The sequence below is a fragment of the Pseudomonas sp. UBA5666 genome (genome assembly GCF_002420785.1).
GTDB classification, from domain to species: domain Bacteria; phylum Pseudomonadota; class Gammaproteobacteria; order Pseudomonadales; family Pseudomonadaceae; genus Aquipseudomonas; species Aquipseudomonas fulva.
Genome location: NZ_DIIQ01000051.1, coordinates 990 through 20,993 on the forward strand (window position 1 = coordinate 990; position 20,004 = coordinate 20,993).

Here is a 20,004-nt window from a genome sequence, read left to right on the forward strand (position 1 = left end):
GATCGTCGACAACGATTGCACACCCCATATGTTGGTCAATGCCGAGTACCCGAAAGTACAGGTGCCGGACGGTTTCGCCAGTGATGGCCAGATCGTCCTGAATGTGTCGCCAAGCGCTGTGCGCAGTTTGCACATGGACAATGACGCCGTCAGCTTCGAAGGCCGTTTTGGCGGTGTGCCCCATTCATTGTTCGTGCCCATTGGCGCGGTGCTGGGTATCTATGCCCGCGAGAATGGACAGGGCATGGTCTTCGAGTTGGAGTCTTCGATGATGGAGGACGACGAGATCGAGGACGATCAGGAGCAGCCTGATGATGATGGGCCGCCAGAAGGCGGCGGGCAGCCTCCGCGCCCAAGCGGGCGGCCAAGTTTGAAAGTGGTGAAATAAAAAAAGGCGATCCGCAAGGATCGCCTTTTTAGCATGGGCAATAGACGAGGTGCGCGCTGGTCCGCGCTGCTTGCGGGCTCACATGTTCAGTCGATGTACTCGAACAGTTTCACGATCTTCTGCACGCCAGACACGCTCTGCACGACAGCAGTGGCGGCATTGGCCTCCTGCTGGGTGACGAGGCCCAACAAGTACACGATGCCATTCTCGGTGATCACTTTGATCCGCGAGCTGGGTACTGCTGTATCGGTCAGCATCTGGGTCTTGATCTTGGTGGTCAACCACGCGTCGTTGTTGCGTGCCAGGATGGAGGAGGGCTGCATGACCTGCAGTTCGTTATGCACCTTCTTGACGCGCTGGACCTGGCTGGCCGTCTGTTCGGCAAGGCTCTTGAGTTCGGCGCGTGGTGTCTGGCCAGCCAAGAGCACGATGCCGTTGTAGCTGCTGACGACGATGTGCGAGCCCTTGTCCAGGTCTGGGCTGGCCTTGGCGATATTCACCGAGGCCTTGGTCTCGATCAGTGAGTCGTCGATCTTGCTGCCAATGGTACGAGTGCCTCGGTCATCCTCGATGGGCGAATTACGAGCAGAGTTGAGTACCGAACTGCAGCCGGTGACGCTCAGGCACAAGGTCAAGGCCACAAGGCCAATGCGCATAGGGGTCATTCTTCACTCCCGAACAGTTGGCTGTCGATCAGATCGCACAGGCAATGGATCGCCAGCAGGTGCACTTCCTGGATGCGAGCGGTCACCGTCGAGGGTACCCGAATCTCGACGTCCTCTGGCAGCAAGAGCGAGGCCATGCCCCCGCCGTCGCGGCCGGTCAATGCTACGACAATCATTTCGCGGTCATGTGCGGCCTGGATGGCCTGGATGACGTTGGCGGAATTGCCGCTGGTAGAGATGGCCAGCAGAACATCCCCAGGTTGGCCCAGGGCGCGGATCTGCTTGGAAAATACCTCGTTGTAACTGTAGTCGTTGGCAATCGAGGTCAGGGTCGAGCTGTCGGTGGTCAGCGCGATCGCTGGCAGGCTGGGGCGTTCGCGCTCGAAGCGGTTGAGCAGCTCCGAGGAGAAATGCTGCGCATCGCCGGCCGAGCCGCCATTGCCACACGCGAGCATCTTGCCCTCGTTGAGCAGTGCGTTGACCATGACCAGGCTGGCCTGCTCGATGTGCGGTGCCAGGATGTCCATTGCCTGTTGCTTGGTATCGATGCTGGCCTGGAACAGCCGGCGGATTCGGGATTGCATGTCCATCTGGTGACCTTAAATGGGGCGGAGGCCGGCGCGGCACGCGACGGTAATCAGCCCGCGAAACATAGAGCAAAAAGAACGGAGTGGGTTCAGCATTCGAAGGCGTTTTTCAACCATTCGAGCGGCTTGCCAGCATGATGGCTGCCTTGCAGGGCAACCACGTCGAAGCGGCAAGGACAGTTGCCCCATTGAGGCTTCTGATGCAGGAACAGGCTGGCGGCAAGCACCAGCCGCTTCTGCTTGCGCTGATCGATACTGCCGAGGGCGCCACCGAAGCGTGCGTGCAACCGATAGCGGACTTCGACGAATACTACTGTATCGGCGTCGAGCATGACCAGATCAAGCTCGCCTCCTTTGCATCGCCAGTTGCGGGCAATCAGCTTGAGGCCATGCCCTTGAAGGTACTCAAGGGCCTGGTTTTCCGCCGCTTGCCCGGCATGGCTTGGCGAGGCAGGGGGCATCAACGGGGCGTGTCGGGGAGGCGCTTGACCTGGCCACCGGCAAACTCTGCCCACGGCAGCTGACGCTCAACGCGTTGGCTGGCATTGATGCCCAGGTTGCCAGACAGGCCCTGGATACGGCTGTCAGGCAGGGCCTTGAGCTGCCCCAGGCGCGGGGCCAGGCTGTAGGCGTCCACCCCCATGGCATACAGGCGACCCAGGCTGCCGGCAGCTTGCGGCCATTGCTGTACCACCTGCTGGCGGAGGCTGTTGCTGCTGTCGAGCAACCATGGGGTTTCACAGAAACGGATGCCGTTCATGTCGTTGTACTGGTTCACATCGCCGCTGGCGCTGTACAGGTTGGAGGTGGCATAGACCGGCACATCACCTGCGTACTGGAAGTTCAGGGTCGGCTTGATTTGCTGTGCCTGCTGTGGGGTGGCGGCGAGGAACAGGAAGTCGATGTCCTGGCGACGCGCGGGCTGGGCAGCGATGCTGCCGCCCACGGTGCTTTGCACGCTCTTGGCGCGACCTTCGCTTTGGCGCAGCTGGAACAGGTCGGCAATCTGCTGGGCCAGTGCCACGGGCTGGGCAATACGCTCTGCAGCCAGCAATGTGCCGCCGTTGCTCTCCCAGTCCTGACGGAACGCGGCCAGTACACGGTCGCCCCATTCCCCGCTCGGCACCATGGCAACGGCACGGACCATGCCGTCTGCGCGCGCCCTGCGGGACACCTCGCGGGCTTCGTCCTCGGCGGCAAGGCCAAATTGGAACAGTTGAGGCGGCGCTTTCTGACCGGCGTCGGCGTAGTTCAGTGCCAAGGTTGTGATCGGAAGCTGCGGTTTGGCAGCCAGTTGCTTGACCAGCGGTTTTTCCAGCGGGCCAATGACAAGCTGCACGCCATCGGCCTGGGCCTGGCGGTAAAAGTCGTCCAGCGACCCTAGGCGGGAGCTGTCGACCATCTGCACGGACGGGGCAGGCTGCCCGGATTGCTGGGCCTGGAAGTGGGCAGCCATGAAGCCGTCACGCAGCGCACGCGCCACGCCAGCCAATGGGCCTTCTTGGGGAAGTAGCAGGGCGATGCGCGTCAGAGGCTGGCTAGCCAGCTCCTTGAGCTTGGTCAGAGCGGTTGGCAACTGTTTCGCGGCAGGATGATCCGGGTGCTGTTTGACCCAGTCGTCGATCGCTGCCTGTTGCTGTTCCAAGGTACCAGCGCCCTTGACGGTCAGGGCCAAGCTGGACCAGCCTGCCAGGACAGGATCGCTGGTGGGCTGTTGCAGTTGCTCGTTCGACAGCGAGGCGACCAGTGACCAGATGGCATCGTGGTTGGCGCTGGCAGCTTGCCCGCTGAGCAGCGGTGCCAACAGCACGCGCTGCTGGGCGGCGGCCATGGCCTGCCCGTCGGCTTCCAGGGCGGCGGCGTGTACCGAATAGGTACGCACTTGCTGTTGCGCAGGCAATTCGGGCACGTGCTGCAGGCTGGGGTGCTGCAATGCGCTCAGGGCCGCCTTGGGTTGATTGCGGCTCATGGCAAGTTCGGCCGCCAGCGTAACGGCGAATACCTGCTGGGCTGGCTTGAGCGTCTCTACCTGGACTTGTTCGAGAATGCGTGCGGCGCGCGGGAAGTCCTTTTGCTGGTAGGCCATGTCTGCGGCGCTCAGGCGCAGCAGTGCGGCATCTTCGGCAGACTTGCTGGAGGTCGCCCTTTCGAGCAACTGCTCGATGCTGGCATCCGGCGTACGGGGGAGCTCGCCAAGGCTGGATGAGGGCGAACTGGCGCAAGCTGCCAGCAGGGCAGCGAGACAGAAGGCTGTGAGCAGCCGCAGGCAGGCGATCATGTAATTGTCCTGTTACTCGATCAAGTTGGCTGGCGATTGTACCCAAGCGCTGGCTGGGGCGCGATGTCGCCGTGTGAAAGCATCACTATAGGCCTGCTGCCGCGCAGCGGCGTTCAACTTCTTTGCGCGCTGTTGCGGGTGCTCGGGCTACAATGCCCGCTTTGATTTCAATCGCAGGTGCGTGCAGTGACTGATGTGGCCGGGGCTTCGACCGCCCCCGTGGGAACGCTTTATGTGGTGGCAACACCTATCGGCAATCTTGACGACATGAGTGCCAGGGCGCTGAAGGTGCTGGCAGGCGTGTCCTTGATTGCTGCCGAGGACACGCGCCATTCGATCCGCCTGCTTCAACACTTCGGCATCGACACTCCGCTGGCCGCCTGTCACGAACATAACGAGCGGGACGAGGGGGGGCGCTTTCTGACCCGGCTATTGGCCGGCGACGATGTGGCGCTGGTGTCTGACGCAGGCACCCCGTTGATTTCGGATCCGGGTTATCACCTGGTCCGGCAGGCTCGCAGTGCAGGCGTACCCGTGGTGCCGGTACCTGGCGCCTGTGCCTTGATCGCCGCACTGTCGGCGGCAGGCTTGCCTTCGGATCGTTTCATCTTCGAAGGTTTCCTGCCGGCCAAGGCAGCGGGGCGCCGCGCCCGTCTGGAGCAGGTCAAGGAGGAGCCGCGTACCTTGATCTTCTATGAGGCGCCGCATCGCATCCTGGAGTGCCTGGACGACATGCAGGCAGTGTTTGGCGCAGATCGCCCAGCGGTGCTGGCGCGTGAAATCACCAAAACGTTTGAAACCCTCAAGGGCCTGCCTTTGTCCGAGTTGCATGCGTTCGTGGCCGGCGACAGCAATCAGCAGCGGGGTGAATGCGTGGTATTGGTAGGCGGCTGGAGCGCCCCGGAAGGCGAGCAGGGGATTGGCACCGAGGCGCAGCGGGTACTTGACCTGCTGCTGGCCGAGCTTCCGCTCAAGCGGGCCGCGGCGCTGGCGTCGGAAATAACGGGCGTACGCAAGAACCTGCTGTATCAAGTTGCGCTGGAAAAACAGAAAGAGCAGTAGTGGCTAATTGATATATGTGGCGGTAACGCTTGTTCTTGGCAGCATCTGCCGGTACTCTTTGCGCCGGAGAGTCGATCGGACAGTCGCTGCCCGTTTAAGTTCCACCGCATTGCGGTGTCGCTGGCGGGGGGAGGAAAGTCCGGGCTCCGCAGGGCAGAGTGCCAGATAACGCCTGGGAGGCGCGAGCCTACGGAAAGTGCCACAGAAAACAACCGCCCAAGCACTTCGGTGCCGGTAAGGGTGAAAAGGTGCGGTAAGAGCGCACCGCACGGCTGGCAACAGTCCGTGGCTAGGTAAACCCCACTCGGAGCAAGACCAAATAGGGTTCCATCAGGCGTGGCCCGCGTCGGAACCGGGTAGGTTGCTAGAGGCGTCCAGTGATGGCCGTCGTAGAGGAATGACTGTCCTCGACAAAACCCGGCTTACAGATCGACTCTCCACCTTTTCCTTCCTGCTTGAATCGATAGCAGATCTCATCTGGTAATGCCGAAAAAATCTTACTCTTGATAAATCACTTTAAGTTCGGCCCGCATCGGGTTGTGCGCGTTTGATTTCTCAAGTCTTTTTATTCCCCAGATAGTCTTTCCACATTCCTTTAACGCGCTAAATCTCGGTCATGTAAGGCTTTTCCTTCCGAACGTGCCTTGACGGTGCTGCGGGCGGATTCCTATAGTGTGCGCAAGTGGCAGAAAGTGGGATGAAGTGGGTTTTCTGACACAAAAAAGCTAATATTGTGGGGAATCGCAGCCGTGTTTCGCGGAGCCAATGCCGTCAGTCTCGATGCCAAGGGCCGTCTCGCCATGCCGAGCCGGTATCGTGACGAGCTCGATTCGCGTTGCAACGGGCAGCTGATCGTGACCATCGATGCTGTCGATCCCTGTTTGTGCGTCTACCCGCTCGATGAGTGGGAGCAAATTGAAGCCAAGTTGCGAGCCTTGCCGTCGCTTCGTGAGGAAAACCGCCGCCTGCAGCGATTGCTGATCGGTAACGCGGTCGACCTTGAGCTTGATGGCAGTGGTCGCTTCCTGGTGCCGCCCCGCTTGCGTGAGTACGCCCGGCTGGACAAGAAGGCGATGCTGGTGGGGCAACTGAACAAATTCCAGCTGTGGGATGAGGAAGCCTGGAACACGGTTTCGGCAGCCGACCTCGCAGCTATCCAACAACCGGGCGCCATGCCCGACGAATTGCGTGACCTGATCCTGTGACCATAGATAGCGGCTTCAACCACATTACCGTCCTGCTCGACGAAGCTGTCGAGGCACTGGCCTTGCGCGCCGACGGTTGCTATCTGGACGGCACCTTTGGCCGTGGCGGACACAGTCGGTTGATTCTCAGCAGGCTCGGCCCACAAGGGCAGCTACTGGGCTTTGATAAAGATCCACAAGCGATTGCCACAGGGCAAGCGCTGGCGGCCGAAGACGGCCGCTTTGTCATTGTGCAGCGCAGCTTTGCCGAGCTGGGTGCAGAAGTGGCCGAACGCGGCCTGCACGGCAAGGTGAGCGGGATACTGATGGACCTGGGTGTGTCCTCACCTCAGCTCGACGACCCGGAACGTGGCTTCAGCTTTCTCAACGACGGGCCGCTGGACATGCGCATGAATCCCGATCAGGGCATCAGCGCCGCCGAATTCATTGCCACCGCGCCGGTCGAGGAAATCGCCCGCGTGTTCAAGGAGTATGGCGAGGAGCGCTTTGCCGGCCGTATGGCCCGTGCCGTCGTCGAGCGCCGTGAAAAGCAGCCGTTCACCCGCACCGGTGACCTTGCCGAGGTTCTCAAGGTAGCCAACCCTGCGTGGGAGAAGGGCAAGAACCCTGCCACCCGCGCGTTCCAGGGCCTGCGTATCCATGTCAACAACGAACTCGGTGACCTGGAAACCGGGCTACAAGCGGCTATCGACGCGCTGGAGGTTGGCGGTCGCCTGGCCGTGATCAGCTTCCACTCGCTCGAAGACCGGATCGTCAAGCTGTTCATGCGCAAACTGGCCAAGGGCGAAGCTGACAACCTGCCGCGCAACCTGCCCGTGCAGCACAAGGTGTTCGAGCCCAAGATCAAGCTGATCGGTAAAGCCCAGTTCGCCTCCGATGCAGAGCTCAAGGCCAACCCCCGCTCACGCAGTGCGGTGATGCGTGTTGCGGAGAAATTGCGGTGAGCAAGTTGTTCGCCAAACCTCTGCCGGGCGGCAGCTTCCTCATGCTCATGCTGTTCGTCGGCGTGCTGGGCTCGGCCATTGCCGTGTCGTATAGCGCGCACTGGAACCGGCAATTGCTCAATACCCTGTACGGGGAGCTGAATGAGCGGGACAAGGCCCAGGCCGAATGGGGCCGGTTGATTCTGGAACAAAGCACCTGGACGGCGGCCAGCCGCATCGAAAACCTGGCCACCGAGCAGCTAAAGATGCGTGTGCCAGCCGCTGACGAAGTGCGGATGGTGGCGCCATGATGAAGCTCGAAGGCGCACTCTACCCCTGGCGGTTCCGCGTAGTCGTTGGCCTGCTGGCGCTGATGGTCGGCGCCATTTGCTGGCGCATCATCGACCTGCAGGTCGTCGACCGCGATTTCCTCAAGGGGCAGGGCGATGCGCGCAGCCTGCGTCACATTCCTATCCCTGCGCACCGTGGCTTGATCACAGACCGCAATGGCGAGCCACTGGCGGTCAGTACGCCGGTCACCACCCTGTGGGCCAACCCCAAGGAAATGCAGGCTTCGCGCGATCGCTGGCCGCAGTTGGCAACCGCCCTTGGGCAGAATCCACAGCAGCTCACCGAGCGCCTGACTCAGCAGGCCAACAAGGAATTCATCTACCTGGTCCGTGGCCTGACGCCCGAGCAGGGGCAGCACGTGCTGGACCTGAAGGTACCGGGCGTCTACGGGCTGGAAGAGTTCCGCCGCTTCTACCCTGCCGGTGACGTGACCGCCCACATGGTCGGTTTTACCGACCTGGATGATCACGGTCGCGAAGGTGTCGAGCTGGCCTATGACGAGTGGCTGGCCGGTGTGCCGGGCAAGCGGCAGGTGATCAAGGACCGGCGCGGTCGCCTGATCAAGGACATCCAGGTCACCAAGAACGCCAAGGCAGGGAAGACCTTGGCGTTGTCGATTGACCTGCGCCTTCAGTACCTGGCTACCCGCGAACTGCGTAACGCCATCGCCGAGCAGGACGCCAAGGCCGGTAGCCTGGTGATCATGGACGTCAAGACCGGTGAGGTTCTGGCGATGGTCAACCAGCCTACCTACAACCCCAACAACCGCCGCAGCATGTTCCCGGCGGCCATGCGCAACCGGGCCATCATCGACGTATTCGAGCCTGGTTCCACGGTCAAGCCCATCTCGATGAGTGCCGCACTGGAAAGTGGCCGCTGGAAGCCCACCGACAAGGTCGAGGTTTACCCGGGCAGCTTGCAGATCGGTCGCTACACCATCAAGGACGTGTCCCGAAGCGAAGGTCCGATCCTCGACCTGACCGGCATTCTGATCAACTCCAGTAACGTGGGCATGAGCAAGATCGCCTTCGATATCGGCGGCGAAGCCATCTACCGGGTCATGTCTCAGGTCGGGCTGGGTCAGTACACCGGCCTGGGTTTCCCGGGTGAGCGCGTCGGCAACCTGCCCAACCACCGGGAATGGCGCAAGGCCGAAACAGCCACGCTGTCGTACGGCTACGGCGTTTCGGTCACCGCCCTGCAGCTGGTGCACGCTTATGCAGCCTTGGCCAACGACGGCAAGATGGTGCCGCTGTCGATCCTCAAGGTGGACAAGGCGCCCGAGGCCGTCCAGGCGATTCCCAAGGACACCGCAGAGACCGTGCAGGGCATGCTCCAGCAAGTGATCGAGGCGCCGCGCGGCGTATTCCGTGCCCAGGTGCCGTTCTATCACGTGGCCGGCAAGTCCGGTACCGCGCGTAAAGCCACGGTGGGCTCCAAGGGCTACACCGAAAATGCCTATCGCTCGCTGTTCGCAGGTTTCGGTCCGATGAGCGATCCGCGTTATGCGATCGTCGTGGTGATCGACGAGCCCGGCAAAGGCGGGTACTTCGGCGGTCTGGTATCGGCACCTGTGTTCAGCAAGGTCATGTCCGGCACCCTTCGGTTGATGAACGTGCCGCCAGACAACCTGCCGCCCCCTGCGCCGGCAGCGCCGGCAAGCCAATCGCAAGTCAATGCAGCAGCTGCCAACGGAGGGCGTGGATAATGACAATGCCATTGAGCAAGCTCTTCGCCCATGCCAGCCGCGATCCGCTGATTCGTGAACTGACCCTCGACAGCCGCAACGTGCGCCCAGGCGACCTGTTCCTGGCGGTGCCTGGGGCCAAGGTCGACGGCCGCGAGCATATCGCCGACGCGCTGGCCCGTGGCGCTGCCGCCGTGGCTTACGAGGAACAGGGCGCCACGGTGCTGCCGCTGACCGATGTACCGCTGATTCCAGTCAAAGGCCTGATCGCCCAGCTGTCGGACATCGCCGGGCGCTTCTATGGCGAGCCCAGCCGCCAATTGAACCTGGTGGGCGTGACCGGCACCAACGGCAAGACCAGCGTTACCCAACTGGTGGCACAGGCGCTCGACCTGTTGGGCCAGCGTTGCGGCCTGGTGGGTACCCTGGGGACGGGTTTCTACGGCGAGCTGAAAAGCGGCCGCCTGACCACGCCTGACCCGATCGCCGTGCAGTCGACCCTGTATGACTTGAAAAAACAAGGCGCCAAGGCCGTGGCCATGGAAGTGTCCTCCCATGCCCTGGAACAGGGCCGTGTAGCGGCCCTGGCGTTCGACATCGCGGTGATGACCAACCTGTCCCGTGACCACCTCGACTACCACGGCAGCATGCAGGCCTACGAAGCGGCCAAGGCCAAGCTGTTTGCCTGGCCAAGCCTGCGCTGCCAGGTGGTCAATCTGGACGACGACTTCGGTCGCCGCCTTGCTGACGCCTACGCTCGCAAGCCGATGGCCGATCGCATCGATACCCGGCTGATCAGCTACAGCCTGGAGCACCCCGACGCCTCGCTGTATTGCCGCGAGGCCACGTTCGACGACGATGGCGTCTGCGCCACCCTCGTCACCGCCCAGGGCGAGCGCACGTTGCGCACGCAGCTGCTGGGTCGCTTCAACCTGAGCAACGTATTGGCGGCCGTGGCGACCTTGCTGGCATTGGACTACGCGCTGGACGAGATCCTCAAGGTCATGCCGCAGCTGCACGGCCCTGTTGGCCGCATGCAACGCCTGGGCGGCGGTGAAAAGCCCCTGGTGGTGGTCGATTACGCGCACACGCCCGATGCCCTGGAAAAAGTGCTCCAGGCCCTGCGCCCTCATGCCCACGGACAACTGCTGTGCCTGTTCGGCTGTGGCGGCGACCGTGACCGGGGCAAGCGCCCGCTGATGGCAGAAGTGGCCGAGCGCCTGGCCGACCGGGTGCTGGTGACCGACGACAACCCGAGGACCGAAGACCCGATGCGCATATTCGACGATATTCGTCCCGGCTTTACGGCGCCGACCGAGGTGGCGTTCGTGCCCGGTCGCGGCGAGGCCATCGCCCAGCTGATCGCCGGTGCCGGCGCCGCCGACGTCATCGTGCTGGCCGGCAAGGGACATGAGGATTATCAGGAAATCAACGCGCAGCGGCATGCGTTTTCCGATTTGACCGAGGCCGAAAAGGCACTCGCAGCCTGGGAGGCCCCCAATGCTTGAGGCGATGACGCTCAGCCAGGTGAGCTCCACCTTGCACGGCCGCCTGACCGGCGCCGATGCTCGCTTCGATGGCGTCAGCATCGACAGCCGTAGCGTCGTACCGGGGCAGCTCTTCGTTGCCCTGACCGGCCCGCGCTTCGACGGCCATGACTACCTGGCAGACGTCAAGGCCAAGGGCGCCGTGGCGGCGCTGGTAGAGCGCGAAGTGCAAGGCGTCGACCTGCCGCAATTGGTGGTCGCCGATTGCCGCCTGGCCCTTGGCCAGCTTGGAGCACTCAACCGGGCCGCCTTCGACAAGCCCGTGGTGGCCATTACCGGGTCCAGCGGCAAGACCACGGTCAAGGAAATGCTCGCCAGCATTTTGCGCACGCGCGGCCTGGTGCATGCCACACGAGGCAACCTGAACAATGACCTGGGCGCGCCCCTGACCTTGTTGGAAATTGCCCCCGAGCATAGCGCCGCCGTCATCGAGCTGGGCGCCTCGCGCATCGGCGAGATTCGCTACACCGTGGGCCTGACCCAGCCTCAGGTGGTGATCATCAATAATGCCGGCACCGCGCACGTGGGTGAATTCGGCGGCCCGGACAAGATCGTCGAGGCCAAGGGCGAAATCCTCGAAGGGCTGGGTGAGGGCGGTACAGCCATTCTCAACCTGGCCGACAAGGCCTTCGACACCTGGCGCACGCGTGCTGGCGATCACCGGGTCGTGAGCTTTGCGCTCGACGATCCCCGTGCCGATTACCATGCCAGTGGCATTGGCCGTGATCCCCGCGGTTGCCCGTCCTTCACCCTGCACGGGGCCGGCGAGCAGGTGCAGGTGCAACTCAACGTGCTGGGCGTGCACAACGTCAGCAACGCCCTGGCCGCCGCCGCCGCTGCCCATGCCGTGGGTATCAGCCTGCAGGGTATTGCCGCAGGCCTGGCTGCGGTTCAGCCGGTCAAGGGCCGCACCGTGGCGCAGGTCACCCCGCGCGGTGCTCGTGTGATCGATGACAGTTACAACGCAAATCCCACCTCCATGTGTGCCGCCATTGATATACTCGCCGGCTTTTCCGGACGCACCGTCCTGGTGCTTGGAGAAATCGGCGAGCTGGGTCAGTGGGCGCAGGAAGGTCACCGTCAGGTGGGTGACTACGCACGCGGCAAGGTCGACGCCTTGTATGCGGTGGGTGCCAACATGGCGCACGCCGTCGAGGCGTTCGGGACCCATGGCCACCATTACGCTACGCAGGCCGCGCTGATCGAAGCAGTCAGTGCCGAAAATGCCAGCGATACCACTATCTTGATCAAGGGCTCGCGCAGCGCTGCGATGGAAAACGTCGTGGCTGCACTGTGCGGTGCCAGCGGGGAGAAACATTAATGCTGCTGCTGTTGGCCGAGTATCTGCAACAGTTCCACAAAGGCTTCGCGGTCTTCCAGTACCTCTCCCTGCGCGGGATTCTCGGGGTGCTTACCGCGTTGTCGCTGGCGCTGTGGCTGGGGCCGTGGATGATCCGTACGCTGCAAATTCGCCAGATCGGCCAGGCCGTGCGCAATGACGGGCCGCAGTCGCACCTGTCCAAGTCCGGTACGCCGACCATGGGCGGGGCGTTGATCCTGTCTGGCATCGCCGTCAGTACCTTGCTGTGGGCCGACCTGACCAACCGATATGTCTGGGTGGTGCTGATCGTCACCCTGGCCTTCGGTGCCATCGGCTGGGTCGACGACTACCGCAAGGTCATCGAGAAGAACTCCCGTGGCCTGCCAAGTCGCTGGAAGTACTTCTGGCAGTCGGTGTTCGGCCTGGCTGCGGCGGTGTTCCTCTACAAGACCGCCCCGACCAGTGTCGAAACCACCCTGATACTGCCGTTCATCAAGGACGTCACCATTCCCCTGGGCATCGGTTTCGTGGTGCTGACCTATTTCGTCATCGTTGGCTCCAGCAACGCCGTGAACCTGACCGATGGCCTGGATGGCCTGGCCATCATGCCGACCGTGATGGTCGGCGGGGCGCTGGGCATCTTCTGCTACCTGTCGGGCAACGTGAAGTTCGCCGAGTACCTGTTGATCCCGTACGTGCCCGGCTCCGGTGAGCTGATCGTGTTCTGCGGCGCACTGATCGGTGCTGGCCTCGGCTTTCTGTGGTTCAACACCTACCCGGCACAAGTGTTCATGGGCGATGTGGGGGCATTGGCGCTGGGCGCGGCGCTGGGCACCATCGCCGTGATCGTGCGCCAGGAGATCGTGCTGTTCATCATGGGCGGCGTGTTCGTGATGGAAACCCTGTCCGTGGTCATCCAGGTCGCTTCGTTCAAGCTGACCGGCAAGCGCGTGTTCCGCATGGCGCCGATTCACCACCACTTTGAACTCAAGGGCTGGCCAGAGCCACGCGTGATCGTCCGATTCTGGATCATCACCGTGATCCTGGTGCTGATTGGCCTTGCCACCCTGAAACTGAGGTAGATGCGCGTGTCACTGATCGCTTCCGACCAATTCCGCATCGTTGTCGGCCTCGGCAAGAGCGGCATGTCCCTGGTTCGCTTCCTGGCGAGCCGGGGCATCGCCTTTGCGGTCGCCGATACCCGCGAGCAACCGCCGGAACTGGAAACCCTGCGCCGTGACTACCCGCAGGTGGAAGTACGCTGTGGCGAGCTTGACGTGGACTTCCTGTGCCGCGCCAGCGAGCTGTACGTCAGCCCAGGCCTGGCCTTGGCTACGCCGGCGCTGCAACAAGCCGCTGCCCGTGGGGTCAAGCTGTCCGGCGACATCGAGCTGTTCGCGCGCAACGCCAAGGCACCCATCATCGCCATCAGTGGATCGAATGCCAAAAGCACCGTCACCACCCTGGTCGGCGAAATGGCCGCCAGGGCGGGCAAGCGCGTGGCGGTCGGCGGCAACCTTGGCACACCGGCCCTCGACCTGTTGGCCGATGACGTGGAGCTGTACGTGATGGAGCTGTCCAGCTTCCAGCTGGAAACCACCGACCAGCTCAATGCCGAAGTCGCCACGGTGCTGAACATCAGCGAAGACCACATGGACCGCTACAGTGGCCTGCCGGCCTACCACCTGGCCAAGCACCGCATCTTCCGTGGTGCGCGGCAGGTGGTGGTCAATCGCCAGGACGCGCTCAGCCGTCCCCTGCCGGTCGAAGGCCGTCCCTGCTGGACCTTTGGTCTGGGCGAGCCCGACTTCAAGGCGTTCGGCCTGCGCGAGGTGGACGGCGAGAAATACCTGGCCTTCGCGTTCCAAACCCTGATGCCGGTTCGCGACCTCAAGGTGCGCGGTGCCCATAACCAAAGCAATGCGCTGGCCGCACTGGCCCTGGGCCATGCTGCGGGCCTGCCCTTCGAGCCGATGCTGCAGGCGCTGCGTGAATTCACGGGGCTCGCTCACCGCTGCCAGTGGGTACGTGAGCGCAACGGCGTGAACTGGTATGACGACTCCAAGGCCACCAACGTTGGCGCCGCACTGGCAGCCATCGAAGGCCTGGGTGCCGATACAGCAGGCAAGCTGGTGCTGATTGCCGGAGGCGACGGCAAGGGCGCCGATTTTGCTGCGTTGCGCGAACCGGTCCGGCGCTACTGCCGCGCCGTGGTGTTGCTGGGCCGTGATGCCGAACGCCTGGGCCAGGCCCTGGGTGATGCTGCGCCGCTGGTGCGGGTGGCCTCCCTGGACGACGCCGTTCAGCGCTGCGCCGAGCTGGCACAGCCCGGTGATGCCGTTCTGCTGTCGCCAGCCTGCGCCAGCCTCGACATGTTCAAGAACTTCGAAGAACGCGGGCGCCTGTTTGCCCAGGCAGCGGGAGCACTGGCATGATCTTCGGCATCCTCAAGCCCTATCCGTCGCCGCTGATCAGCGGCCGTGGCATCGACCTGGACTTCCCCCTGCTGGCCGGTTGCCTGGCGCTGCTGGGCCTGGGCCTGGTGATGATCACGTCCGCCTCCTCGGAAGTGGCCGCCGTTCAGTCCGGCAACCCGCTTTACCACATGTACCGGCACCTGGTTTACGTTTTCCTCGGGCTGGTCGCCTGTGGCGCGACCATGATGGTGCCAATTGCCACCTGGCAGCGCATGGGCTTCATGATGCTCCTGGGGGCCTTCGGCCTGTTGGTCATGGTGCTGGTGCCCGGGATCGGGCGCGAGGTCAACGGCTCGATGCGCTGGATCGGCTTCAGCTTCTTCAACGTCCAGCCGTCTGAAATCGCCAAGGTATTCGTGGTCATCTACCTTGCCGGCTACCTGGTACGCCGTCAGACCGAGGTGCGGGAAAGCTGGATGGGCTTTTTCAAGCCGTTCATCGTGCTGCTGCCCATGGCTGGCCTGCTGCTGATGGAGCCGGACTTCGGCGCTACCGTGGTGATGATGGGGGCGGCGGCTGCCATGCTGTTCCTGGGTGGGGTGGGGCTGTTCCGATTCAGCCTGATGGTGGTGCTGGCGGTTGTCGCGGTGTTCGTGCTGGTGCAGGCGCAGCCCTATCGAATGGCGCGACTGATCACCTTCACCGACCCCTGGTCCGATCAGTTCGGCTCCGGCTACCAGTTGACTCAGGCCCTGATCGCATTCGGGCGTGGCGAGTGGCTTGGCGTGGGCCTGGGCAACAGCGTGCAGAAGCAGTTCTACCTGCCTGAAGCGCACACCGACTTCGTGTTCTCGGTGCTGGCCGAAGAGCTGGGAGTGGTGGGCTCGCTGGTCACCATCGCGCTGTTCGTCTTCGTCACCGTCCGTGCGCTGTACATCGGGCTCTGGGCCGAAAAAGCCAAACAGTTCTTCGCCGCGTACATGGCCTTCGGGCTGGCCTTCCTGTGGATTGGTCAGTTCCTGATCAACATTGGCGTGAACGTCGGTTTGCTGCCGACCAAAGGCCTGACCCTGCCGTTCCTCAGCTATGGCGGCAGCTCGCTGGTCATCTGTTGCGCGTGTGTGGGGCTGCTGCTGCGCATCGAATGGGAAAGCCGTACCCACCTGGGCAGCGAGGAGCACGAATTCAGCGAAAGCGATTTTGCCGAGGAGCCTGCCCATGGCCGCTGAAGGCAAGAACGTATTGATCATGGCTGGCGGAACCGGCGGTCACGTGTTCCCGGCGCTGGCCTGCGCGCGCGAGTTCCAGGCGCGTGGCTATACCGTGCACTGGCTGGGTACCCCGCGAGGTATCGAGAATGAATTGGTGCCCCAGGCCGGCCTTGCCCTGCATCAGATTCAGGTCACCGGCCTGCGTGGCAAGGGCAAGCTGTCGCTGCTCAAGGCCCCATTGACCCTGGTCAAGGCCGTGCTGCAGGCCCGGCGCATCATCCGCGCGCTCAAGCCTGCCTGTGTGCTGGGCTTCGGCGGGTATGTCACGGGCCCCGGCGGCGTGGCAGCGCGCCTTTGCGGGGTGCCGCTGATCATTCATGAGCAAAATGCCCGCGCTGGCACCGCCAACCGTTTGCTGGTGCCTCTGGCTGCACGGGTGTGCGAAGCCTTCCCCGACACCTTCCAGGCCAGTGAAAAGCGCCGCACCACAGGCAATCCGGTGCGTGCGGAACTGTTCATGGATGCCGAGCGCCCTGCGCTTGGCCAGCGCCAACCGCACCTGCTGGTACTCGGCGGTAGCCTGGGCGCGGAACCCTTGAATACTTTGTTGCCTAAGGCGCTGTCCGAAGTGCCCGAAGCCGTGCGCCCCAAGGTGTTCCACCAGGCGGGCAAGCAACATGCGTCGATCACCGCCGAGCGATACCGCGAAGCGGGTGTCCAGGCGCAGGTCGAGCCCTTCATCAAGGACATGGCCCAAGCCTATGGCTGGGCCGACCTGGTGGTCTGCCGTGCCGGGGCCCTCACCGTCAGCGAGCTGGCGGCAGCGGGCCTGCCCTCGATACTGGTGCCCTTGCCCCATGCGATCGACGACCACCAGACCCATAACGCCCATTATCTGGCCCGCGAAGGCGCTGCCTTCCTGATGCCACAAGCGACAACTGGCGCAGCGCAGCTCGCTGAACGCCTGAGCGAGGTGCTGATGCAACCCGAGAAACTGACTGTCATGGCCGGTACCGCAAGACGCCTGGCCAAACCTGCTGCAACCAGCACCGTCGTCGATATCTGCCTGGAGGTGGCCCGTGGTTGAGAGCCAGAAAGCCATGCCCCAGCCCAAGATGGGCCGTATTCGCCGTATCCACTTCGTGGGTATCGGCGGTGTCGGCATGTGCGGTATCGCCGAGGTACTGCTGAACCTGGGCTACGAGGTTTCCGGTTCGGACCTCAAGGTCTCGCCTGTGACCGAGCGCCTGGAGTCGTTCGGCGCGCAGATCTTCGTCGGCCATCGTGCAGAGAACGCTGCGACCGCTGACGTGCTCGTGGTGTCGAGCGCCATCAACCCGGCCAACCCTGAAGTGGCCACCGCCCTGGAACGTCGCATCCCCGTGGTGCCACGTGCCGAGATGCTGGCCGAACTCATGCGCTACCGCCATGGCGTGGCCGTGGCCGGCACCCACGGCAAGACCACCACCACCAGCCTGCTGGCCTCGGTATTCGCCGCCGGTGGGCTGGACCCCACGTTCGTCATCGGTGGCCGTTTGACCGCAGCGGGCACCAACGCCCAGCTGGGCACCAGCCGTTACCTGATCGCCGAAGCCGATGAAAGCGACGCCAGCTTCCTGCACTTGCAACCGATGGTCGCCGTGGTCACCAACATCGACGCCGACCACATGGCCACCTACGAAGGGGACTTCAACAAACTGAAGAAGACCTTCGTCGAGTTCCTGCACAACCTGCCGTTCTACGGCCTGGCGGTGATGTGCCTGGATGACCCGGTGGTGCGCGAGATCCTGCCCCAGGTCAAGCGCCCGACGGTCACCTACGGCTTCAGCGAAGAAGCCGATATCCGCGCCATCAACGTCCGCCAGCAAGGCATGCAGACGCATTTCACCGTCTTGCGCCGCGACTGCGAGCCGCTGGAAGTCTCGGTGAACATGCCCGGCAACCACAACGTGCTCAATGCACTGGCGACCATTGCCATCGCCACTGACGAAGGCATTCCCGACGAAGCCATTCTCCAGGGGCTCTCCGGGTTTCAGGGCGTCGGCCGTCGGTTCCAGGTGTACGGTGAGCTGCCCGTGGAAGGCGGCAGCGTGATGCTGGTGGATGATTACGGTCATCACCCCACTGAAGTGGCCGCGGTGATCAAGGCCGTGCGTGGCGGCTGGCCAAGCCGCCGCCTGGTGATCGTCTACCAGCCGCACCGCTACAGCCGCACCCGCGACCTGTACGACGACTTCGTCCAGGTGCTCGGTGACGCCAACGTGCTGCTGCTGATGGAAGTCTACCCGGCTGGCGAAGAGCCGATCCCCGGGGCCGATAGCCGCCAGCTGTGCCACAGCATTCGCCAGCGCGGCAAGCTGGACCCGATCTACATCGAGCGCGGCGCCGAGCTGGCGCCGTTGGTTCAGCCGTTGCTGCGTGCCGGCGACATCCTGATCTGCCAAGGTGCCGGCGATGTCGGTGGCCTGGCTCCGCAATTGATGAAAAGCCCGCTGTTTGCCGGCGCCGTGCAGGAGACGTCTAAATGACCAGCGCCTACGACCTATTGCCCAGCACCTTGGACGTCAAGGCGTTCGGCCGCGTCGCCGTGCTCTATGGGGGCAAGAGCGCCGAGCGGGAAGTCTCGCTCAAGTCCGGCGCCGCCGTGATAGGTGCGCTCACCGAAGCCGGCGTGGACGTCGTCGCCATCGACGTGGGCGATGACCTGCTTGCGCGTCTGCAAAGCGAAAAAATCGACCGTGCCTTCATCATCCTGCACGGCCGCGGCGGCGAAGACGGCAGCATGCAGGGGTTGCTCGAGTGCCTGGGCATTCCCTACACCGGTAGCGGCATCCTGGCTTCGGCCTTGGCGATGGACAAGCTGCGCACCAAGCAGGTGTGGCAGAGCCTGGGCATTCCTACCCCGCGGCATGCGGTATTGGCCAGCGAAAGCGATTGTTTGCGTGCCAGTACGGAACTGGGCTTCCCGCTTATCGTCAAACCTGCCCATGAAGGCTCCAGCATCGGCATGGCCAAGGTGAACAGCGAGCAAGAACTGGTTGCCGCCTGGCGAGATGCCGCCAACTACGATTCTCAGGTACTCGTGGAACAGTGGATTCACGGCCCGGAGTTCACCATTGCGGTGTTGCGCGGGCAGGTACTGCCGCCGATTGCCCTGGGAACCCCCCACGTGTTCTACGACTACGACGCCAAATACATCGCCAACGATACCCAGTACCGCATTCCCTGTGGGCTCGATAGCGCCAAGGAGCAGGAACTGATCGATCTGACCGCCCGCGCTTGCGATGCCATCGGCATCGAAGGCTGGGGGCGGCTGGACGTGATGCAGGACGAGCAGGGCCGGTTCTGGCTGCTCGAAGTCAACACCGCACCAGGCATGACTGATCATAGCCTGGTGCCCATGGCGGCCCGCGCGGCCGGCTTGGACTTCCAGCAACTGGTGCTGGCGATCCTGGCCGAAAGCGTGGCGACGCGAGGTTAATCATCATGCAGGGCGCAATGGTACGTCAGCAGCAACCCGTTACCGGCCGCAGCAAGCCGGTGCCGCGTGGTGCCAGCCGGCTGGTGGCCGACGAGCCCGTATCGGCGCGCCTGCCGCGTCCAAGCCTGGGCGGCCTCAAGCGCCTGCTGTGGCCGGTGTTGCTGGTAGCCGCAGGCTTCGGCGCCTACGAGGGGGCCATACGGCTCATGCCGTATGCCGACCGGCCGATCACCAAGATCGACGTGCAGGGCGACCTGACCTACATCAGCCAGCAGTCGGTGCAGCAGCGTATCGCCCCCTATGTGGCCGCAAGCTTCTTCACCGTCGACCTGCCGGCGATGCGCAAGGAGCTTGAGCAGATGCCCTGGATCGCCCATGCCGAAGTGCGCCGGGTATGGCCGGACGAAGTGGTGATTCGCCTCGAGGAACAACTGCCGGTGGCACGCTGGGGTGACGCGGCCTTGCTCAATAACCAGGGCCAGGCCTTCACACCGCGCGAACTGGCCAACTACGAGCACCTGCCACAATTGGCCGGCCCCCAGCGGGCCCAGCAGCAGGTCATGCAGCAGTATCAGATATTGAGCCAGATGCTGCGCCCCCTGGGCTTCTCCATTGCGCGCCTGGAGTTGCGCGAGCGAGGCAGCTGGTTCCTGACCACGGGCGCGAGCAGCGCAGGGCCTGGTATCGAGCTGCTGCTGGGGCGCGACCATCTGGTCGAGAAGATGCGCCGTTTCATTGCCATTTACGACAAGACGCTTAAAGAGCAGATCGCCAACATCGCCCGCATCGATCTGCGATATGCCAACGGGCTTGCCGTTGGCTGGCGGGAACCGATTGCACCGACGACGGCCCAACCCGCCGTTGCGAAGAATTAGAGAGAG

19 protein-coding genes and 1 other RNA gene are annotated in these 20,004 nt (G+C 63.3%); 16 read left to right on the forward strand and 4 right to left on the reverse strand.

Going from position 1 to position 20,004, the window contains the following annotated elements; genetic code table 11:
• The first annotated feature begins 1 nt into the window (after position 1).
• On the forward strand, positions 2-388 hold the full coding sequence (locus tag B2Y33_RS21785) for a ClpXP protease specificity-enhancing factor (RefSeq protein ID WP_288633418.1): 387 nt from the start codon (positions 2-4) through the stop codon (positions 386-388).
• Between the two features lie 86 nt (positions 389-474).
• Here the strand turns inward: B2Y33_RS21785 and B2Y33_RS21790 are convergent, their stop codons facing one another.
• The 4 genes from B2Y33_RS21790 to B2Y33_RS21805 all read right to left on the reverse strand — a co-directional run bounded on the left by B2Y33_RS21790 (position 475) and on the right by B2Y33_RS21805 (position 3,918).
• Entirely contained in the window at positions 475-1,053 is a 579-nt protein-coding gene (locus B2Y33_RS21790) for a BON domain-containing protein (RefSeq protein WP_027914474.1), read from the reverse strand.
• The gene (locus B2Y33_RS21795) at positions 1,050-1,643 is read right to left on the reverse strand and encodes a phosphoheptose isomerase (RefSeq protein WP_012274070.1); all 594 of its coding nucleotides are present in this window, start codon (positions 1,641-1,643) and stop codon (positions 1,050-1,052) included. Before B2Y33_RS21795 ends, B2Y33_RS21790 begins: the two co-directional genes overlap by 4 nt.
• An 86-nt stretch (positions 1,644-1,729) precedes the next feature.
• Entirely contained in the window at positions 1,730-2,101 is a 372-nt protein-coding gene (locus tag B2Y33_RS21800; protein WP_027914475.1) for a YraN family protein, read from the reverse strand.
• Positions 2,101-3,918, reverse strand: a complete 1,818-nt coding sequence (locus B2Y33_RS21805) for a penicillin-binding protein activator (protein WP_027914476.1) — start codon at positions 3,916-3,918, stop codon at positions 2,101-2,103. Before B2Y33_RS21805 ends, B2Y33_RS21800 begins: the two co-directional genes overlap by 1 nt.
• Before the next feature lie 186 nt (positions 3,919-4,104).
• Between B2Y33_RS21805 and rsmI the strand changes: the two genes are divergently transcribed.
• From rsmI to B2Y33_RS21880, 15 genes are all read left to right on the forward strand, one after another.
• On the forward strand, positions 4,105-4,980 hold the full coding sequence (rsmI, locus tag B2Y33_RS21810; RefSeq protein ID WP_027914477.1) for a 16S rRNA (cytidine(1402)-2'-O)-methyltransferase: 876 nt from the start codon (positions 4,105-4,107) through the stop codon (positions 4,978-4,980).
• Positions 4,981-5,047: 67 nt separating this feature from the next.
• Positions 5,048-5,421: RNase P RNA component class A (gene rnpB, locus B2Y33_RS21815), an RNA gene on the forward strand.
• Positions 5,422-5,729: 308 nt separating this feature from the next.
• Positions 5,730-6,185, forward strand: coding sequence for a division/cell wall cluster transcriptional repressor MraZ (gene mraZ / locus B2Y33_RS21820; protein ID WP_023534344.1), 456 nt, complete (start codon positions 5,730-5,732; stop codon positions 6,183-6,185).
• Positions 6,182-7,129 (forward strand): 16S rRNA (cytosine(1402)-N(4))-methyltransferase RsmH, encoded by a 948-nt coding sequence (rsmH, locus tag B2Y33_RS21825; RefSeq protein ID WP_023534295.1) that lies wholly within the window; start codon positions 6,182-6,184, stop codon positions 7,127-7,129. Before mraZ ends, rsmH begins: the two co-directional genes overlap by 4 nt.
• On the forward strand, positions 7,126-7,419 hold the full coding sequence (gene ftsL / locus B2Y33_RS21830; RefSeq protein ID WP_023534348.1) for a cell division protein FtsL: 294 nt from the start codon (positions 7,126-7,128) through the stop codon (positions 7,417-7,419). Before rsmH ends, ftsL begins: the two co-directional genes overlap by 4 nt.
• Complete coding sequence (locus B2Y33_RS21835) at positions 7,419-9,167, forward strand: peptidoglycan D,D-transpeptidase FtsI family protein (RefSeq protein WP_161631443.1); 1,749 nt, start codon at positions 7,419-7,421, stop codon at positions 9,165-9,167. Before ftsL ends, B2Y33_RS21835 begins: the two co-directional genes overlap by 1 nt.
• A complete protein-coding gene (locus B2Y33_RS21840; protein ID WP_206405642.1) occupies positions 9,167-10,654 on the forward strand; it encodes a UDP-N-acetylmuramoyl-L-alanyl-D-glutamate--2,6-diaminopimelate ligase in 1,488 nt (495 codons plus the stop codon). The genes B2Y33_RS21835 and B2Y33_RS21840 overlap by 1 nt, the downstream gene beginning before the upstream one ends.
• Positions 10,647-12,014 carry a UDP-N-acetylmuramoyl-tripeptide--D-alanyl-D-alanine ligase gene (locus B2Y33_RS21845; protein WP_206405643.1) on the forward strand — a complete coding sequence of 456 codons (1,368 nt, stop codon included), beginning with the start codon at positions 10,647-10,649 and terminating at the stop codon, positions 12,012-12,014. Before B2Y33_RS21840 ends, B2Y33_RS21845 begins: the two co-directional genes overlap by 8 nt.
• Positions 12,014-13,096 carry a phospho-N-acetylmuramoyl-pentapeptide-transferase gene (mraY, locus tag B2Y33_RS21850; RefSeq protein WP_206405644.1) on the forward strand — a complete coding sequence of 361 codons (1,083 nt, stop codon included), beginning with the start codon at positions 12,014-12,016 and terminating at the stop codon, positions 13,094-13,096. The genes B2Y33_RS21845 and mraY overlap by 1 nt, the downstream gene beginning before the upstream one ends.
• A 6-nt stretch (positions 13,097-13,102) precedes the next feature.
• Positions 13,103-14,449, forward strand: coding sequence for a UDP-N-acetylmuramoyl-L-alanine--D-glutamate ligase (murD, locus tag B2Y33_RS21855; protein WP_049696557.1), 1,347 nt, complete (start codon positions 13,103-13,105; stop codon positions 14,447-14,449).
• Positions 14,446-15,660 (forward strand): putative lipid II flippase FtsW, encoded by a 1,215-nt coding sequence (gene ftsW / locus B2Y33_RS21860; RefSeq protein ID WP_023534433.1) that lies wholly within the window; start codon positions 14,446-14,448, stop codon positions 15,658-15,660. The genes murD and ftsW overlap by 4 nt, the downstream gene beginning before the upstream one ends.
• Complete coding sequence (murG, locus tag B2Y33_RS21865) at positions 15,650-16,729, forward strand: undecaprenyldiphospho-muramoylpentapeptide beta-N-acetylglucosaminyltransferase (RefSeq protein ID WP_206405645.1); 1,080 nt, start codon at positions 15,650-15,652, stop codon at positions 16,727-16,729. The genes ftsW and murG overlap by 11 nt, the downstream gene beginning before the upstream one ends.
• A gap of 13 nt (positions 16,730-16,742) precedes the next feature.
• On the forward strand, positions 16,743-18,170 hold the full coding sequence (gene murC / locus B2Y33_RS21870) for a UDP-N-acetylmuramate--L-alanine ligase (RefSeq protein WP_173645895.1): 1,428 nt from the start codon (positions 16,743-16,745) through the stop codon (positions 18,168-18,170).
• On the forward strand, positions 18,167-19,123 hold the full coding sequence (locus B2Y33_RS21875) for a D-alanine--D-alanine ligase (RefSeq protein WP_027914482.1): 957 nt from the start codon (positions 18,167-18,169) through the stop codon (positions 19,121-19,123). The genes murC and B2Y33_RS21875 overlap by 4 nt, the downstream gene beginning before the upstream one ends.
• 5 nt (positions 19,124-19,128) lie before the next feature.
• Positions 19,129-19,998 (forward strand): cell division protein FtsQ/DivIB, encoded by an 870-nt coding sequence (locus tag B2Y33_RS21880; RefSeq protein WP_027914483.1) that lies wholly within the window; start codon positions 19,129-19,131, stop codon positions 19,996-19,998.
• Positions 19,999-20,004: the final 6 nt, after the last annotated feature.

Excerpts from the sequence above, each read along its gene's own strand:
- B2Y33_RS21790 (WP_027914474.1), bottom strand. The coding sequence starts at position 1,053 with ATGACCCCTATGCGCATTGGCCTTGTGGCCTTGACCTTGTGCCTGAGC.
- B2Y33_RS21795 (WP_012274070.1), bottom strand. The coding sequence starts at position 1,643 with ATGGACATGCAATCCCGAATCCGCCGGCTGTTCCAGGCCAGCATCGAT.
- B2Y33_RS21800 (WP_027914475.1), bottom strand. The coding sequence starts at position 2,101 with ATGCCCCCTGCCTCGCCAAGCCATGCCGGGCAAGCGGCGGAAAACCAG.
- B2Y33_RS21805 (WP_027914476.1), bottom strand. The coding sequence starts at position 3,918 with ATGATCGCCTGCCTGCGGCTGCTCACAGCCTTCTGTCTCGCTGCCCTG.
- B2Y33_RS21835 (WP_161631443.1), top strand. The coding sequence starts at position 7,419 with ATGAAGCTCGAAGGCGCACTCTACCCCTGGCGGTTCCGCGTAGTCGTT.
- B2Y33_RS21840 (WP_206405642.1), top strand. The coding sequence starts at position 9,167 with ATGACAATGCCATTGAGCAAGCTCTTCGCCCATGCCAGCCGCGATCCG.
- B2Y33_RS21845 (WP_206405643.1), top strand. The coding sequence starts at position 10,647 with ATGCTTGAGGCGATGACGCTCAGCCAGGTGAGCTCCACCTTGCACGGC.
- mraY (WP_206405644.1), top strand. The coding sequence starts at position 12,014 with ATGCTGCTGCTGTTGGCCGAGTATCTGCAACAGTTCCACAAAGGCTTC.
- ftsW (WP_023534433.1), top strand. The coding sequence starts at position 14,446 with ATGATCTTCGGCATCCTCAAGCCCTATCCGTCGCCGCTGATCAGCGGC.
- murG (WP_206405645.1), top strand. The coding sequence starts at position 15,650 with ATGGCCGCTGAAGGCAAGAACGTATTGATCATGGCTGGCGGAACCGGC.
- murC (WP_173645895.1), top strand. The coding sequence starts at position 16,743 with ATGCCCCAGCCCAAGATGGGCCGTATTCGCCGTATCCACTTCGTGGGT.
- B2Y33_RS21875 (WP_027914482.1), top strand. The coding sequence starts at position 18,167 with ATGACCAGCGCCTACGACCTATTGCCCAGCACCTTGGACGTCAAGGCG.
- B2Y33_RS21880 (WP_027914483.1), top strand. The coding sequence starts at position 19,129 with ATGCAGGGCGCAATGGTACGTCAGCAGCAACCCGTTACCGGCCGCAGC.